Raw genomic sequence first — 15,348 nt, 5'->3', positions numbered from 1 at the left:
GGGCCGTCGATGGCTGGTACCGACGCCAGCTATGCTAATTGTTCACTTATTCCTATTGAAAAAAGTATTATATATATTTATCATCAAAGCGAATGGTATGCGATTGGAAAGCGGGGGCGAGACAGTTGACAGACGGTCTCTATTACAGGCCGCCGGTGGGGTCGGCGCCGCGGGGCTCGCAGGGCTGGCGGGATGCCAGGGCGGGGGTTCGACGACCGAAAACACGCCGGAGCATCCGCCGCTCGGGAACTATCCGGTCGAGGGCGACGCGGTCACGCTCGGATTCAACGTGCCACAGTCGGGGACCTACGCTGCCGAAGGACGCGACGAACTCCGGGGGTATGAGCTCGCTGTCAGGCATCTCAACGAGGGCGGCGGCTGGGTCGGCCGGAGCACCTTCGACGTGCTCAGCGGCGACGGCGTGCTCGGGAAGACCGTCGAGTACGTCACTGGGGACACGGAGACGAAACCGGAAGTCGCGACGGCCAACGCCGAGGAGATGATCGACCAGGACGACGTCGTCATGTTCTCCGGCGGCTCGTCCAGTTCCGTCGCCATCGCCCAACAGGAGGTCGCACAGGCACAGAACGTCCCGTACATGTGCTGTCTGACCCATTCGAACGACACGACAGGTGCGGACTGTGTCCGCTACAGTTTCCGGGAGATGTTCAACGCGTACATGACCGCACAGGCGTTGCTCCCGGTGCTCAAGGAACGGTTCGGCCGGGACGTCCAGTACGCCCAGATCTACGCGGACTACAACTGGGGTGAGACAATGGAGTCGTCCATCCGTGATTTCTTCACGTCGAGTGGCTGGATCGAACTCACGAGCATCGCGACGCGTCTCGGGACGACGGACTACGAGGAGCCGCTCAAACAGGCCCGGGACGCCGGTGCGGAGGTCGTCTTCCTCGACCACTACGGGCTCGACGCCGCGAACTCGCTGATAAAAGCCCAGGAGATTCTCCCGGACGAGGTGGGCATCGTGGTGCCGCTGTACAACCGTATCGTGGCACAGAACGCCTCGAAGGCCCTCGACGGCGTCGTCGGAACAGTCGCGTGGGACATCAGCATCTCCTCGGACCTCTCCGATGAGTTCAAAAACGCCTTCACCGCCGAGTACGGGAACGCACAGCGGCCCTCCGGCGTGGCCCATCTGGCCTACGCACAGACGCTCCAGTACGCCGCGGCCGTCGAGCGGGCCGGAACCTTCTACCCGCCGGCGGTTATCCGGGAACTGGAAGACCACGAATACTCGGTCGGGCTGGGCAGCCAGACGATGCGGCGCTGTGACCATCAGGCCCAGCGTGGCGTGCCGGTAGTCGAAGGGCTCCCGGAGTCCGAGCAGTCCCTCGGCCGGTTCTACGACCTGCTCAGCGTGACCAAAGCGGTCGGCTACGACTGTGACGGCGGCCCAGCCACAGAGTGCGAACTCGGAGACTACGGCGACTAGGCTGTGACTCGACGACTGCTGAGCACCGGAAAAATACGGCAAACGGAGAACCGAGCGGGGACGTGGACACGAGCAGTCCCCGTCTGTCAGCGGCAGACGGACACGCCCTGAGACGGACATGTCACGTCGCTGAGGCCGGCTGTTCGGAGCCGGGGCCGCGTTACTCCAGGAGCTCCGGTGCCGCGTCGTATGCCACCCCCTCGACCGCGGATTCCGACGGCTCGGGCGCTTCGTCGTGGTCGGTCGAACTGTCCGTCATGGTCAGTCGTCCGCGGAGATCGGCTGGCCCTCGGCGTCGGTCGGGGCCGGGCTGTCGCCGTCGTCGAAGGGGTACCACGACTGCTTGCCGTCGGCCAGGCACGGGTCGGTGTACCCCTCGACCTCCTCTGGCTCGGCCAGTTCGACGATGGTCTCGTGGCCGGTCGCGTCGACCCACTCCCGGAACGTTTGGCCCTCCGAGCGCAACGCGGCGTACGCTTCGACGATGTTGGCGATCATGCCCGGCACTTCGTCGGCAGGCACGCGCTGGCGGACCCACTCGATGAACGTCGGCTCCGCGCCGATGCCGCCGCCGACGCCGACGTCGACGGCTTCGACCATCTGGCCGTCCTTGCGGGCGCGCATCCCTTGCAGGCCGATGTCGGCCGTCATCGCCTGGCCGCAGTCGGCCGTACAGCCCGAGAAATGCATCTTGATGCGGTCCACGTCGTCGGGCACGTCGACGTTGTCGCCGAGCCAGCGGAGCAGGCGGGCCATGCGCGCCTTCGTCTCCGTGAGCGCGAGCGAGCAGAACTCCGTACCCGTACAGGCCATCGCGCCCTGAACGAACGGGTTCGGTTCGGGCGAGTGCTTCTCCAGCAGCGGCTCGTTGAGGAGGTTCGAGAGCTTGTCGTCTGGCACGTCCATGATGAGAGGGTTCTGTCGACGGGTCAGTCGCACCTCGCCGGAGCCGTAGGCGTCGGCGAGATCCGCCAGTTCGATGGCGTCCTCGGCCGAGAGCCGGCCCACCGGTACCGAGAGGCCGACGTAGTTCCTGCCGTCTTTCTGGTCGTAGACGCCGACGTGGTCGTGGGCACCGTACTCGGTCCGCTTGCCGGCGTTGTACGTGTACTCCCCGCGGAAGTCGGTGCCGGCGGTCTCGAACTCGAAATCAAGGCGCTCGTCGAGTTCTTCCCGGATGGCGTCGGTGCCGTGCTCGTCGACGAAGAACCGCGCGCGGTTCTTCGAGCGGTTCGTCCGGTTACCCGCCTCGTGGTAGTACTCGACGAAGGCCCGGACCGTCTCGACGGCGTGTTCGGGCCGGATGAACAGGTCGAGCGGGCGGGCCTCGCGGGGTTCGCGGCCGCCGAGGCCGCCGCCGACGCGGACGTTGAACCCCTCGACCTCCTCGCCCCCGATGAACTTGTGGGCCGGCTCCAGCCCGATATCGTTGATGCTGTCCTGGGCACACCCCTGTTTGCACCCCGACACCGAGATGTTGAACTTCCGGGGCATGTTCGACAGGTCGTTGTCGTCCCGGATAGTCTCCTGAATCTCGTCGAGAATCCCGCGAGAGTCGACGTACTCCGCTGCCTTGCCGGCGACCGGACAGCCGGAGATGTTCCGCATCGTGTCCCCGCCGGCCGAGCGAGAGGAGACGCCGACGGCTTCGAGTTTCTCCCAGATTTCGGGAATGTCTTCGAGCTTGAGCCAGTGCAGTTGGATGGACTGGCGCGTCGTGAAGTCGATCCAGCCGTTCCCGAACTCGGGGTTCTCGGCCGGTCCCTTCGCGTAGTCCCGGGCGACCTCCCCGATGGCCCGGAGCTGGTCGGGTTCTAAGACGCCGCCGCAGTTGGTCAGCCGCATCATGAAATACGACTCCTGCCCGCCGCGGTGGTGGAACACGCCCCAGAACTTGAACCGCGAGAACCACTTCTCGCGTTCGTCCTCGGGGATGGAGTCCCACCCCTTCTCGGCGAACTCCTCTAACTTCTCTCGGACTTCGTCACCGTACAGCTCCTCCTTGTACTCCTCTTTCTTATGTACCATCTTCGACCCCCGCAGTTCTTAATGGATGTACTGTTTTATCACTCATATGTATTCGAACGTCCGCTAATTCACGTCTGAATACTGAGCTTGATTCCTTATAACCCTATTCGTTAAAGAAATAAAGACTTCCATCTCTTTCGACAACAGCCGTCCAGAATTATACCGTCTGAGAGGTGTTTAAGGAGGTTATACATCGCAGCAACAGGGCAGAAAAACCGCAGGTAGGCGACGTGACAGGCGGAAAACGACAGGACTTCGATCTGGTTGTGATGTGTTATCGTGATCTGGCGATCCCTGTCAGTGTCCCCAGATGTGCGGTGTCAGTTGCGCGCGCCAGGTCAGCGCTATCCGCTCCTCGGCATCGACTGTCGAAAGCCGTGCGAGTGGGTCGAGGGACAAACCGGTCCCCGGTGTCTGTTCCAGAACTCGACACTAAATCAGTGTGAGAAACTGCTGGCAGTGGCCGTCACCTGCCACTAACGGCTGCCGTGAGGATGTCAGTCGTCGCCGGAGGCGACGGTGGGACCTTCCTGCGTACTCCCGACGAACCCGGCCGTGTTAGCGACTTTCGCGATCTCCGGTCGGAACACCCACGCCGACAGGGCGACGATGGGGAGCATTGTGAGAGCTGCCACGGAGTACCCGATATGGAGGTTCGCCAGCCACGGCGCGGAGTAAAACAGCGGGTAGACGATGCCGCCGACGGTGCCGACGCCGCCGACGACGCCCGCAACCGAGCCCGAGTCGTTGGGAAACATCGCGGGCACCTGTGCGAAGATCGCGCCCTCAGCCCAGGCACAGCCCGTGCCCACGAGGAAGCCGATGACGACGGCATTCAGCAGGACTCCGGAGAGGCCGGCCAGCGTCATGGCGAACATCATCACCACGATGAAACAGAGCCCGAGGAACGTCCACTGTCCGCGGTACTGGCCCTCGAAGAACGGCAGGATGTTCTTCTCCTTGCGGGCCAGCAGGTCGCTGCCGTAGCCACCGAACGGCCGGAGCAGCCCCGCGGCAATCGAGAACGTCGCCGCGAAGGTGCTCGCGATGACGAGGTTGTCCTGGTTGAACGCTTCGCGGTAGTAGGTGGCGAGCCACCCGTTCATCGACAGTTCGAGACCGAACGACATGATGTAGGCGGCGGCGAGGACGACAGTGCCGTACCGCGTGGCCGTGTGCAGCCAGCCTTTGAAGCTGGTGTTCTCTTTGGTCGCCTGGCGTTTCTCCTCGGTCTTCGCGGCCTCGCCGAGCGTGTAGTAGGCGATGGCGAGGAAGATGGAGACGATGCCGGTGTAGAAGAACGCGGCTCGCCAGTTCGTCGAGAACAGCGGCCCGTTCCAGCCGGTCCCGAACACGCGGGGGAGGATGAGCGCCCCGCCGGCGGCACCGGCGTTCCCGACGCCGGCGTAAATGCCCTCCGCCAGGCCGAGGTTCTCCTCTTCGAACCACTCGGCGACGTGCTGGATACCGATGACGAACGTGATGCCGGCCGTCGCCACGATGAGTCGCAACACGAAGAACACGGAGTAGTTCTGTGCGAAGGCGCTCCCGATCGAGAACACGCCGACGTACGCCAGCACGATGGCGAAGATGGCCGGCGCACCGAACTTATCCGAGAGCCACCCGGTGAGCATCCGACCGAACGGTGCCATCCAGATGGCCGAACTCGCCAGGATACCGATCTCCGCGGTCGACAGCCCGAACTCCTCGGCCATCGGGCCGGTAAACGGCGCAAACGAGAACCAGATGAGAAACGAGAAGTTGAATCCGATGGTCGCCAGCAGCAGCGTCCGGTACTTCGTCATCTTGATCAGACCCATGGCAACACCTCAGTTACGGAGTGAGGGTTATTTACGGTTATTAACGAATTTTTGTCCACCAATTCGGTTTTATTTTGGATGTGTGACCACATCAGTACATGAAGTCCGAAAGTCCCACCATTTAATAACAGTATCCCTTTACATAACGGCTATTCCACCCCGACTGAGTGGATGGTTGGGAAATATATCATCGAATATCCCCTCTTTAAGGACATTGAACGCCCAACATATGCGGGGATAATTGGACATATTTGGAGTGAGTCGCATTCAGCCAGAGAATCGTGCGCTGACGAATCGAGCAGGCTGCGCCGTGGCTGGACTCAGTCAGCCGTCGCCGGCGGCAGTTCGGCCTCGGCCGCCACGAGACGGGCGGCACACTGTTTGAAGTTCGGTTCGTCGGACTGGGGGTCCCGGTCCGAGAGCGTCAGCCGGTTCGTCGCCGGGTGGTGGATCGGGAGCCAGACCATCCCGCGAGGAACGCCCTCGTCGCGGTCGATGGCGACCGTCGCGGAGCCACGGCGGGTCTCGACGGTCAGCTGCTCGTCGGTGACGAGCCCGCTGTGTTCCGCAACCGTCTCGGGGTGGATGCGGGCCACCAGCGTGCCGGCCTCCCCGCCGCGGGACCGGACGCCGGTGTTGTACCCGTCGGCCTCGCGAGCCGTCGTGAGCGTCAGCGGGTAGTCGTCGTCGGTCGGCTCCGGGAGCGACCCCTGACGACTGGTCGAGAACTGCGCCCGGCCGGACGGCGTCGGGAACGACCACGACTCGTCGTCGTAGTAGCGGTAGCCGCCCGAACTCGCCTCGTCCGGTGCCGGCCACCGGACCGCGTGGACGTCGTCCAGCCGCTCGTAGGTGATGCCCGAGCAGTCGGCGACCGTCCCTTCAGTGAGCGCGGCGAACTCGTCGAACACGTCCGACGGGTCTGGAGAGGTCTTGCCGTCGAAGAGGCCGGGGAACAGCCGCGAGCCAATAGTGGCGATGATGTCCAGGTCCGACCGGACGCCGCTTGGGACGTCGGTCGCCGACCGGACCCGGGAGATGGTCCGCTCCATGTTCGTTGTCGTCCCGTCGCTTTCCCCCCACGTCGCGGCGGGCAGGACCACGTCGGCGATTTCCGTCGTTTCGGTGTGGAAGGCGTCCTGCACGACGACAAAGGCGTCTTCGAGTGTCTCGCGGACCGAATCGGCCTCGGGCATGCCGGCCACGGGGTTCGTTGCGACGGCCCAGACGGCCTCGGGGCCTTCTTCGAGCATCCCGACCGGACCGGGACCGGTGTCGTCGGGGAGGCGGTCGACCGGCACGTCCCAGTGGTCGGCGACGAGCCGGCGGTGGTCCGGGTCCTCGAAGGCCCGCTGACCGGGCCAGGACCCCTTCGAGGAGCAGATGCGGGTCCCCATCGAGTTGGCCTGGCCGGTCAGCGAGAACGGGCCGCCGCCGGGCCGGAGGTTCCCCGTCGCCAGCGTCAGGTCGATGAGCGCCCGGGCGGTCTCGGTCCCCTGGACGTGCTGATTGATGCCCATGCCCCAGTAGACCAGCGCCTGCTGGTCCATCGCGTCGGCCAGCAGGTCCACGTCGGCCATCTCGACGCCAGCATCGGCGGCCGCGTCGTCGGCGTCAGGCAGCGTCGAAAGCAGGTCCTGGAACCCCTCCGTGGCCTCGTCGACGAACTCGCGGTCGACCCGCCCCGTCTCGACGATGCGGGCGAGCACGGCCCGGGCCAGCGCGAGGTCCTTCCCGGGATCAGGTGCGACGTGGTGCTCGGAGTTCTCCGCGGTTTCGGAGCGGACGGGGTCAACGACGATGATTTCGACGCCCTCCTCGTCGGCGGACTGCTGAATCCAGCGGAACATCACGGGGTGGGCGACCGCCGGGTTCGCCCCCCAGACGAGGTGGCGGTCGGCGTCGCTGATGTCGGCGTAGGTACACGGCGGCGCGTCGCTGCCGAAGGCCTGGTAGTAGGCGGTGACGGCACTCGCCATACACAGCGTCGTGTTGGCGTCGTAGTTCGTCGTCCCGAAGCCGCCGCGAGCGACCTTCCCCAGCGCGTAGGCGGCCTCGTTGGTCTGCTGACCGCTTCCGAGGACGGCGACGGAATCGGGGTCCTGCTGATGGACGGCCTGGAGCCCCTCGACGGCGCGAGCCAGCGCCACGTCCCACTGGGTCTGGCGGAGTTCGCCGCCGCTACGGACCATCGGCCGGGTGAGCCACTCCCCGTCGGGGGCCTTGCTCTCCCTGAGGCCACGGGCACAGGCGAGTCCCTGGCTGACCGGATGGGCGGCATCGCCGCGAGCGGCGTCGATACCGTACCCCTCGTCAGCGCCCTGATGCATGTGGCCACAGCCCACAGCACACCGCATACATGTCGTCGGAACCCAGTCGCTCACAGCCACCCACGCGCCGTTCCGACGCCCATATGTCCAATTTTGCATAATATTCCAGTACGTTCGGATGTTATCATCGTGCGTATATAGATGAACACCCACCGTATAACAGTAACTCTTTACGAAATACTTATTTTTCTCGTCAGAGTGTTACATCCGTCTACTAGGTTATAGTGCGGCCGGGTAACAACAGTTTCTTTCTGGCAGCGGTCAAACGGCAGCGTATGAACCACGAGCAGTCACGAGCGCTGTACGACCGCGCCCTGTCGGTGCTGTCGGGCGGCGTCAACTCCTCCGTGCGAGCCACACGGCCCTACCCGTTCTTCGTCGAGAAGGGGGACGGCGGGCACGTCATCGACGCTGACGGCAACCGGTACATCGATTTCGTCATGGGCTACGGGCCGCTACTGCTCGGCCATAGCCTCCCCGAGCAGGTCCAGTCGGCCATCCAGCAACACGCCGCCGAGGGGCCGATGTACGGCGCACCCACCGAGGTCGAGGTCGAACTGGCCGAGTTCGTCACCCGACACGTCCCCAGCGTCGAGATGCTGCGGTTCGTCAACAGCGGGACCGAAGCGACGGTCTCGGCGGTCCGACTGGCTCGTGGCTACACCGGCCGGGACAAGATCGTCGTGATGCAAAGCGGCTACCACGGCGCACAGGAGTCCACGCTGGTCGAAGGCGAGGGGGATCACACGGCCCCATCCAGCCCCGGCATCCCCGAGAGCTTCGCCGAACACACGCTGACCGTGCCGTTCAACGACGAAGAAGCCGCCCACGAGGTGTTCGAGGAACACGGCGACGACATCGCGGCCGTCCTCACCGAACCCATCCTCGGGAACTACGGCATCGTCCACCCGGTCGAGGGCTACCACGACACGCTCCGGGAACTGTGTGACGACCACGGCTCCCTGCTCATCTTCGACGAGGTCATCACCGGCTTCCGCGTCGGCGGCCTCCAGTGCGCCCAGGGCGCGTTCGACATCGACCCCGACATCACCACGTTCGGAAAGATCGTCGGCGGCGGTTTTCCTGTGGGAGCTATCGGCGGCAAAAGCGAGATCATCGAGCAGTTCACGCCCGCCGGCGACGTGTTCCAGTCCGGGACGTTCTCGGGCCACCCCGTGACGATGGCGGCCGGCCTGGAGACGTTGCGGTATGCAGCTGAACACGATGTATACAACCACATCAACGAACTGGGCGACCGACTCCGCTCGGGCCTGCAGGACATCCTCCGTGACCAGGCCCCCGAGTACACCGTCGTCGGCCGGGACTCGATGTTCAAGGTCATCTTCACCCGTGACGGTCCAGATTCCTTCGAGGGACATTGTGAGACTGGCTGCCGGCAGCGGGAGTCCTGTCCGCGGTTCGAGTACTGTCCGAAGACCGGGGGCGACGTGACACAGGCCGAGACAGAGCGGTGGGAGCGACTGTTCTGGCCCGCGATGAAGGACCAGGGCGTGTTCCTCACGGCGAACCAGTTCGAGTCACAGTTCATCTGTGATGCCCACACAGGTGAGGACATAGAGAATGCGCTCGAAGCATACAAAGAGGCGATATGAGGTGAGCGACGACGACATCGCACTCTCGGAAAAACGGATGTACGGCGAGAAACGCCCGGAGACCCACGCGTACGTCGCGTCAGGGCTGGGCGTCACCCGCGTCGAAACGGCCGGCGGCCAGATCGGCCGGTTCAGCCTGAGTGAGCGCTGTACCGCCCGGGACGTTGCCGGCGCGAGCGGCGAAGTCGCGGTCGCCACCGACGAGACCGTGCTCGTGTTGACCGACGACGGCTTCGTCTCGACCGGGTTCGGACCGGCCACTGCCGTCGGCTACGACGGCGAGGGACTGCTCGCGGCCGGCAGCGGTCGCGTCGCTCGATACGACGACGGCGAATGGACCGAACTCGGAAACGTCGACGACGTGCGTGCCATCGACGGCGACCGTCTCGCCGCGGCAGAAGGCGTGTACGCCCTGCCCGACCTCGACCGGCTCGGTCTGGTGGACGTGGCCGACGTGGCCGGCGACTACGCCGCGACCGAGAGCGGACTGTACCGGTACGAGAGGGGGAGCAGCGACGGCGAGTGGACCGAGGTCCGGTCGGGTCGCCACCTCGCGGTTGCAAGCGACGGCGACCGGGTCCACGCCGCCGCGGCGGACGGCCTGTACGAACTGACGGACGGCGCGTGGGAGCCCTGTGCGTTGCCGGCGACCGAGCGCGTGGTCGACGTGACCTACGGCGACGACACCTACGCCATCACCGAGAACGGCACCTTCCTCGTTGCGACCGCGGCCGAGGCGACTGCCGACGGACAGGGCGGCTGGCGACAGCGCTCGCTGGGCGTCCCCGACGTCGTCGGCGTCGCTGTCGCCTGACCGAGCGCGGCCCGCCCCGGCAGAGCCAAGCGCCCGCGTGACTGTCTCACGCGGCCCACCCGCTTACGGAACCGAAACAGGGTTTAGCCCGGGCAGCCACCCACCGGATATGATTATCCCCGGGGCGGACACGCAGGCGTTCGCGGCGACCCTCGCCGACGTGACGGGCGAGCGGCTGGGACGGGTCGAGTACGAACGGTTCCCCGACGGTGAGCACGTCGTCCGGGTCCCCGAGGCGGTGTCGGGCGAGCGAGCGGTCGTCGTCGCCTCGACCGTCGACAGCGACGCGCACCTCCAGTTGCTCCAGTTGCAGGACGCGGCCCGCGAAAGCGGCGCGAGCGAGGTCGTCACTGTCATCCCGTACATGGGCTACGCTCGCCAGGACGAGGCGTTCAAGCCCGGCGAGCCGGTGTCCTCGCGAGCGATGGCCCGTGCGATCTCGACGGGAACCGACCGCGTGCTGACGGTGAACCCCCACGAACCGGCCGTCTGTGGCTTCTTCGACGTGCCGGCCACCCACGTCGACGCCGCGAGCGTGCTCGCCGATCCGCTGCCGGAGACCCTGGAAGACCCCCTGTTTCTCTCGCCCGACGAGGGCGCAATCGGCCTCGCGAAGACAGTCCGGGACGCCTACGGCGACGGCGAGACGGACTTCTTCGAGAAGGAGCGGGACTACGACACCGGCGACATCGAAATCAGCCCCAGCGACGCGCCGGTCGAGGGACGGGACATCGTGCTGGTCGACGACATCATCGCCACGGGCTCGACGATGAGCGAGTCCGTCGGCGTCCTCGACGAGCGGAACGCCCAGCGAATCTTCGTTAGTTGCGTCCACCCGATGCTCGCCAGCAACGCCCTGACGAAACTGAACAGCGCCGGCGTCGAAGCGGTCTACGGCACCGACACCCTGGAGCGGGCGGTCAGCGAGGTCAGTGCCGCGCCGGTCGTCGCCGAAGAGCTGTAGACACCGGTGCTGAAACACGAGGCCGAAAAATCCCGCTCGTTGTAACGCGGCTGCGTGCCGCGTTAATCCGACGCTTCAGCCGTAGCGACCGGTGCTATCGCGATCTCCATCTCGATCCCTTCCACGTCCCACGTCTTTCGATGGCCGTCCTCAACCGCACCGAGTTCGTCAGCCCGGACCTCTTCCTTGATGAGCGCCTCGTGTTCTCGGACGAGCGAATCCACGCGCTCGTCGTCGATAGCGAGGTCCACGACGATGCGTTCCTCGATATCCAGTTCCAGGTCTTTCCGCATCTCTTGGACGCGGCGGATGACCTCGCGAGCGTAGCCTTCGCTCTCGATGTCCTCAGTGAGGGTCGTGTCGACGTAGACGACGCCGCCGCCGTCCAGCGCCGCGAACTCCGTCCCGGTGACGCCCTCGGGCGTCTCGCGGCGGAACTCGACCATCTCCTCGGTGAGGTTGACGTCCTCGCCGAGCGCGCCGCTCACCGTACCTTCGAGGGTATCGAGTGACTGCTCGGCGACGCGGGCTTCGTTGAGCGCGTTCATGACGCGGCCGGCGTCGTCGCCGAAGGCCGGGCCGAGTTCGCTCATGTCCGCCTCGGCGGAGTACTGGAGTTCGCCCCACTCGGCATCGGCCCCGACAACCTCGACGGAGCGGGCGTTGAGCCGGTCGGCGATGATGGCCCCCTGTGCGCGGACGGCGTCGGCCACGTCGTCGCTGTCCACGTCGACGACGACGCGCGTGACGGGCCAGCGGAGCTTGCGTTCGGCCTGCTGGCGGGCGTTCGAACCCGCTTCCTCGACCTCGCGGACGACCTCGATTTCGCGTTCGAGGGCGGGGTCGTGGAGGTCGGCGTCGACCTCGGGCCAGTCGCACATGTGGACGGTCGGGTGGCCGGCGTCGCCGGTGAGCGCGCCGTACACCTGCTCGGCGACGAACGGCGTGAACGGTGCAAACAGCGCCGCCACGGATTCGAGCACGCGATAGAGGGTGGCGTAGGCGGCCTGCTTCGAGGCGCTGTCCTCCTCGTCCCACATCCGTTCGCGGACGACCTGAATGTAGAAGCGGGAGACGTCCTCGACGACGAATTCGAGCAGTTCGTCGACGGCCTTGTCGTTCTCGAAGTCGTCCATCGACTCGGTCATCGCCTCGGTAACGCTCTGGAGCCGCGAGAGGACCCACTCGTCGACGAGTTCGAGGTCGTCGCGGACATCCTCGACCGTCGTCGCTTCGGCGGCTTCGCCGCCTTCGCCTCGTTGCCCCCCGATGGCAACGCTCTCCGGATCAAAGTCATCCGCACGCATGTACGGCAGCGGGAAGCGCGCGACGTTCCAGAGGATGTTGAGACGGCGCTGCATCTCGGCGGTCTCCTCCCAGGAGAAGTTCATGTCCTCGCCCTGGGCGGTCACCGACAGGAGGAACAGCCGCATCGGGTCGCGGCCGTGCTTCTCGATGACCTCGTGGGGGTCGATGAGGACGCCCTTCGATTTAGACATGCCGCGGCCGTCGGGCATGTTGGCGTAGCCGTGCATCAGCACCTGCTTGTACGGGATCTCGCCGGTCGCGGCGGTGCTCATGCCAAGCTGGGACCAGAACCACCCGCGGGTCTGGTCGTGGGCCTCCATGATGAGGTCGGCGGGCCACAGCTCCTCGAAGTCCTCGGTCTGCTCGGGGTAGTTGACGGTTCCCCACGTCGCCACGGAGGAGTCGAGCCACACGTCGAACACGTCGCCGACGCGGGTGTAGGTCGTGCCGTCCTCGGTGATGGTGAGGTCGTCGACCGTGCCCTTGTGCAGGTCGACGCTCTCGGGGTCGATGTCCTGGTCGACCCGCTCGGCGAGTTCCTCGCGGTCGCCGACGACGATGGCGTCGTCCATGTCGCCACTCCAGTCTTCCGGCAGCCAGATGGGGATGGGGATACCCCAGTAGCGCTGCCGCGAGACGTTCCAGTCCGGCGCGTCCTCGACGAAGTCACGGAAGCGGTTGTCCCGCGCCCACTGCGGGTACCACTCGCTGTCCTCGATGTTCGCCAGCAGTTCATCCTTGATGTCGGTGACCGTGATGAACCACTGGTCGGTGACGATTCGGACGATGTCCGTGTCACAGCGCCAGCACTGTCCCTCGCGGACGGTGTGGCCCTGTTCGCTGGAGAGGAGCTGACCGTTGGCGTCGAGGTCGTCGATGACGTCGTCGTTGGCGTCGCGGACGAAGGTCCCGGCGTACTTCCCTGCGGCGTCGGTGTAGACGCCGTCGGAGCCGACCGGACAGAAGATTTCGAGGTCGAGTTCCTGCCCGCGTTCGAAGTCCTCCTCACCGTGGCCGGGCGCGGAGTGGACCAGCCCGGTGCGATCGGCCTCGACGTAGTCCGCGGTGTACACCTGCCCGGAGCCCTCGCCCTGGGCGTGGTCGGGCACTTCCTCGGCCAGCGGATGGTCGTATTCCCAGCCGACCATCTCTTCCCCAGTGAGTCGCTCGACGACCTCGTAGTCGTCGTAGCGGCCCGCCTTCAATACGTCCTCGACGCAGGCCTCGGCGACGTAGAGCCGTTCGGTGTCGCCGTCTTTCTCCGCGTCGACGCCCACGTAATCGAGGTCGCCGTCGACGGCGACGAAGGTGTTGGCGACGATGGTCCAGGGGGTCGTCGTCCAGATGACCAGACTGCCCTCGCGGTCGGCGAGGTCGAATTTCACGTAGATAGACGGCTTGCCGATGTCGTGGTACTCGACCTCGTTGTTAGCGATGCCGGTCTCACAGCGGGGACACTGATTGATGGAGCGCTGGCCCTGCTCGACAAGGCCGCGCTCGTGGGCCTGTTGGAAGCCCCACCAGGCGGCCTCCATGTACTCGGGATTGACGGTCTTGTAGGGGTCGTCCCAGTCCATCCAGACGCCGAAGTCCTGGAAGTCGCTCTGGAGGCCGTCGAGTTGCTCCTCGGCGAAGTCCTTGCACTCCTCGATGAAGTTCTCCTCGCCGAAGCGCTCGATGTCCTTCTTGTTCTCGAAGTCGAGTCGCTCCTCGACTTTCGTCTCGATGGGGAGGCCGTGCATGTCGTAGCCCGGCCGGTCGGTGACGTCGTAGCCCTGCATCCGCAGGTAGCGGATGTAACAGTCCTTCAGGGTCTTGTTCCACGTCGTCCCCATGTGGGCCGCGCCGGAGGTGTATGGCGGCCCGTCGACGAAGAAGTAGTCCTCGCCGTCGGCCCGGTGGGCCTTCGTCTGCTCGTAGGCGTCGACGTCGTCCCAGTACTCGAAGACGCCCTCCTCGACGGCGTCGGGGTCGTACTGGTCGTCGACAGCGGCGAAACGTTCCATATCCGTTCCATCCGCCGCCGGCAATAAAGGACAATCGATTGTGTGTGTACCGTTCAGACGGCACGGCCGGCTGCTCCGTGGCACCGTCAGCGCTCGCGCTGGAGGAGCAAGCCGGATGTCTGCCCGCTGTTTTCGGTTATCGGTGCGGCGATCTCCCAGCCGTCAGCACCGAGATCGTTCAGTTCCTGCAGCGGAATACTGCTGCTACCGAACACGCCGGTCTCGACATCGAGCGTCTTGTACTCGTAGGAGGGCATACAGGCGATGACAGCGGCCACGGACAAACGTTTTGTGCTGCCCGGCGGCTGAAACGCGCTCCTATCGCCACCGATTTGCCGCTCACAGCCCTCACGTCACATGTGCCAGAGTTGCCGGACAGAGCGGAGCGGAACGCGCTCACGGCGGACTGTCGGCGCTGTCCGGTACTCGCCGAGAGCCGGACCTGTATCTCGTGGGGCAACGGGCCGCTATCGGCCGATCTCGTGGTGGTCGGCGAAGCCCCGGCCGACGGGGATCCCGACGCTGAACAGTGGCAAGGGGGTAATCTGACCGGTATGGCCTACACCTCACGACGTTCCGGCCGGAAAATCCGGCAGGTGCTGGCCGACGCCGGGTTCGGTCACGAGGACTGCTACTACACCAACGCCGTGAAGTGCCACCCGCCGGGGAACCGCGACCCGACCGACGCGGAACTGACGAACTGTCGCCCGTATCTCGTCGAAGAGGTCACGACGGTGGCGCCAACGGCGGTGCTGACCACCGGCAAGCATGCGACGAAGACGGTGCTGGCGCTGGACGATGTGAGCCTCGACGGCTTCCTCGACAACGTGCTCGAACCACGGCGCAGCGAGGCGCTAGCCGTGCCCGTGGTCCCGTTGCTCCACCCGTCGTATCAGGAAGTCTGGCTCTCGCGGTTAGGGTACGCCTACGACGAGTACGTGGCGGCTATCGCCGAGACGGTAGCCGGCGTCGGTGACACCTAGAACCTTCTTGTGACCACCGGACGCAGGGA

Annotated in this window: 10 protein-coding genes; 5 read left to right on the top strand and 5 right to left on the bottom strand. The window is 65.3% G+C overall.

Features of this window, described 5'->3' with window-relative positions; genetic code table 11:
• The first annotated feature begins 97 nt into the window (after window positions 1-97).
• Window positions 98-1,453 carry a substrate-binding protein gene (locus ACY9XZ_RS06625; protein WP_463456264.1) on the top strand — a complete coding sequence of 452 codons (1,356 nt, stop codon included), beginning with the start codon at window positions 98-100 and terminating at the stop codon, window positions 1,451-1,453.
• Window positions 1,454-1,714: 261 nt separating this feature from the next.
• On the opposite strand, the gene ACY9XZ_RS06620 is transcribed toward ACY9XZ_RS06625, so the two are convergent.
• The 3 genes from ACY9XZ_RS06620 to nasA all read right to left on the bottom strand — a co-directional run bounded on the left by ACY9XZ_RS06620 (window position 1,715) and on the right by nasA (window position 7,730).
• Window positions 1,715-3,481: a nitrite/sulfite reductase gene (locus ACY9XZ_RS06620; RefSeq protein ID WP_463456263.1), complete on the bottom strand. Its 1,767-nt coding sequence runs from the start codon at window positions 3,479-3,481 to the stop codon at window positions 1,715-1,717.
• 497 nt (window positions 3,482-3,978) lie between these two features.
• Entirely contained in the window at window positions 3,979-5,301 is a 1,323-nt protein-coding gene (locus tag ACY9XZ_RS06615) for an MFS transporter (RefSeq protein WP_463456262.1), read from the bottom strand.
• A gap of 320 nt (window positions 5,302-5,621) precedes the next feature.
• The gene (nasA, locus tag ACY9XZ_RS06610) at window positions 5,622-7,730 is read right to left on the bottom strand and encodes an assimilatory nitrate reductase NasA (RefSeq protein ID WP_463456261.1); all 2,109 of its coding nucleotides are present in this window, start codon (window positions 7,728-7,730) and stop codon (window positions 5,622-5,624) included.
• 176 nt (window positions 7,731-7,906) lie between these two features.
• Here nasA and hemL point away from each other — a divergent pair, with 176 nt between their 5' ends.
• The 3 genes from hemL (at window position 7,907) to ACY9XZ_RS06595 (ending at window position 11,022) form a co-directional block, all read left to right on the top strand.
• The gene (hemL, locus tag ACY9XZ_RS06605) at window positions 7,907-9,244 is read left to right on the top strand and encodes a glutamate-1-semialdehyde 2,1-aminomutase (RefSeq protein ID WP_463456260.1); all 1,338 of its coding nucleotides are present in this window, start codon (window positions 7,907-7,909) and stop codon (window positions 9,242-9,244) included.
• A 1-nt stretch (window position 9,245) separates the two neighbouring features.
• A complete protein-coding gene (locus tag ACY9XZ_RS06600) occupies window positions 9,246-10,058 on the top strand; it encodes an HVO_0234 family beta-propeller protein (protein ID WP_463456259.1) in 813 nt (270 codons plus the stop codon).
• Window positions 10,059-10,167: 109 nt separating this feature from the next.
• On the top strand, window positions 10,168-11,022 hold the full coding sequence (locus ACY9XZ_RS06595) for a ribose-phosphate diphosphokinase (RefSeq protein WP_463456258.1): 855 nt from the start codon (window positions 10,168-10,170) through the stop codon (window positions 11,020-11,022).
• A 62-nt stretch (window positions 11,023-11,084) separates the two neighbouring features.
• Here the strand turns inward: ACY9XZ_RS06595 and ileS are convergent, their stop codons facing one another.
• Window positions 11,085-14,336, bottom strand: a complete 3,252-nt coding sequence (gene ileS / locus ACY9XZ_RS06590) for an isoleucine--tRNA ligase (RefSeq protein ID WP_463456257.1) — start codon at window positions 14,334-14,336, stop codon at window positions 11,085-11,087.
• A gap of 86 nt (window positions 14,337-14,422) precedes the next feature.
• Entirely contained in the window at window positions 14,423-14,593 is a 171-nt protein-coding gene (locus ACY9XZ_RS06585; protein ID WP_463456256.1) for a DUF4177 domain-containing protein, read from the bottom strand.
• Window positions 14,594-14,695: 102 nt separating this feature from the next.
• Here ACY9XZ_RS06585 and ACY9XZ_RS06580 point away from each other — a divergent pair, with 102 nt between their 5' ends.
• Window positions 14,696-15,319 (top strand): uracil-DNA glycosylase, encoded by a 624-nt coding sequence (locus ACY9XZ_RS06580; RefSeq protein WP_463456255.1) that lies wholly within the window; start codon window positions 14,696-14,698, stop codon window positions 15,317-15,319.
• Window positions 15,320-15,348 lie beyond the last annotated feature (29 nt).

It is taken from the genome of Haloarcula sp. HT12, from assembly GCF_055271655.1.
This window is presented reverse-complemented; position numbering and strand designations above follow the sequence as displayed.